Origin of the sequence: Streptomyces sp. NPDC059900 (assembly GCF_050270335.1) — a bacterium.
In the GTDB taxonomy this organism is placed as follows: domain Bacteria; phylum Actinomycetota; class Actinomycetes; order Streptomycetales; family Streptomycetaceae; genus Streptomyces.
In genome coordinates, this window is record NZ_JBNNJZ010001005.1 from 1 (window position 1) to 1,739 (window position 1,739).

A 1,739-nucleotide genomic window follows, 5' to 3' on the forward strand; every position below is an offset into this window, starting at 1 on the left:
CGGCAATGGCCGGCGCCCTGCGGCGCGATGCGCCGCACGACGTGCGCATCCTGCCGGTGCCCATGCGGGTCGAGCCGGGCGAGCCCGCCAAGAGGAAGCTGAGCCTGGCACTGTGCCACCAGCGCTTCGCCCGGCTGCTGCCCGAAGCACAGGATGCGGATCAGCTGCGGTACTGGACCGAGGTCGAGATCCCCTACTTCCCGCCGTACGCCTACGAAGAGGTGCTGGCCACCTTCCACGACCGCCCCGATGCGGGCAACACGCTGCTCTCGGCGTACGAGCGGCTCACCGGCGAGATCACCCGCCGTGCCGTCACCCGGCTCGTGCCGCTGGACGAGCGCCGGCGCCGGATGTATCTGCGCCGCTTCGAACGCCAGCCCGCCGACGCCCCGCGCACCGCCTATGTCGTCTCCTCGCCCCGCGACCGGCTGTGGGCCGACTGGATCCGCGTACAGCTGCGGCAGGCCGGCATGATCCTCAAGGAACGGCCGCCGGGCAGCGGACCGGGCGAGGACCTGCCCGAGGTGGACTCCACCGTCGTCGTCCTCTCGCCGGCGCTGGCCCTTGCCCCCGACGCCGGGCCGGTGGTGGAGCTCTTCCTGCGCGGGCGGGCGGGCAGTCCCACCGGGCCGCCCGGGCTGGTGGCCGTGCGCGTCGAGGAGGGCCAGGACCGCAGCGTGGACAACGCCTTCACCGCGATCCCCGGCGTCAACCTCAAAGACCACGACGAGGAGACCGCCCGCCAGTTACTGATCGAACAGCTGGGACGGATCGCCGCGCTGCCCCCGCTGGTGGACGGCGACCCGGCGGACAGCGGTCCGCGCTTTCCCGGCCGCGCGCCCGCCGTGCGGCTGACCGCCCCGCTCAACCCGGTGTTCGTGGGACGCGAAGCGATGATCGCGGAGCTGCGGGAGCGGCTCTCGCCCGGGGTCGGCGCCAAACCCTGTGTGCTCAGCGGCCGGCCGGGCATCGGCAAGAGCCAGATCGCCCTGGAGTACGCGCACCGCTTCGCCGCCGACTACGACGTGGTGTGGTGGATCGACGCCCGCCAGGCCATCTCGGTGCGGCGTTCACTGGCCGCGCTGGCCGTGCAGCTGAAGGTCGCGGCGTCGGACTCGATGCCCACCGCGGTGGAGGCTGTGCTGCGGGCGCTGTGCGCGCCGGACCGGCGGCAGGGCCGGTGGCTGCTGGTGTACGACAACGCCGACACGCCCGGCGACATCGTCGCCCTGCTGCCCGAGCCGGGCACCGGCCACGTCCTGATCACCTCGCGCAGCGAGGGCTGGAAGGACACCGTCGCCCCGCTGCGCGTCGAGGCGTTCGCCCCCGCCGAGAGCCTGGAGATGCTGCACCGGCGCCTGCCGCACCTGGAGCAGCACGACGCCCGGCGGCTGCTGGCCACCACCGGACACCTGCCCCAGACCGTCGAGCAGGCGGCCGCGGCCCTGGACAGCACCGACCAGCCCCCGGCCCGCGCGGTGGACTCCTACATCGACCGGTTCGGGGGCGCGCTGCGCCAGCCCGTACTGGCCGATGACGCGGAGTACGCGGCCTCCACGGCCGCGTCCTGGCGCCTGACCCTGGAGGACCTGCGTCGGCAGCAGCCCGCGGGCACCCGGCTCCTCGAACTGATCGCGTTCTTGTCCCCGGACGGCGCGGCCCTGGATCTGCTGCACTCGCCCAGCGCCCTGGAGCTGTTCTCATAGACAGACGCGCGGCTGGACGAGAGTGTTGTTTTT

1 protein-coding gene is annotated in these 1,739 nt (G+C 73.4%); it reads left to right on the plus strand.

Annotation, left to right across the window (positions count from 1 at the left end):
• The coding region (locus tag ACQKIP_RS46665; RefSeq protein ID WP_427745786.1) for an NB-ARC domain-containing protein at nt 1-1,706 on the plus strand (1,706 nt) is incomplete at its 5' end.
• Between the last annotated feature and the right edge of the window lie 33 nt (nt 1,707-1,739).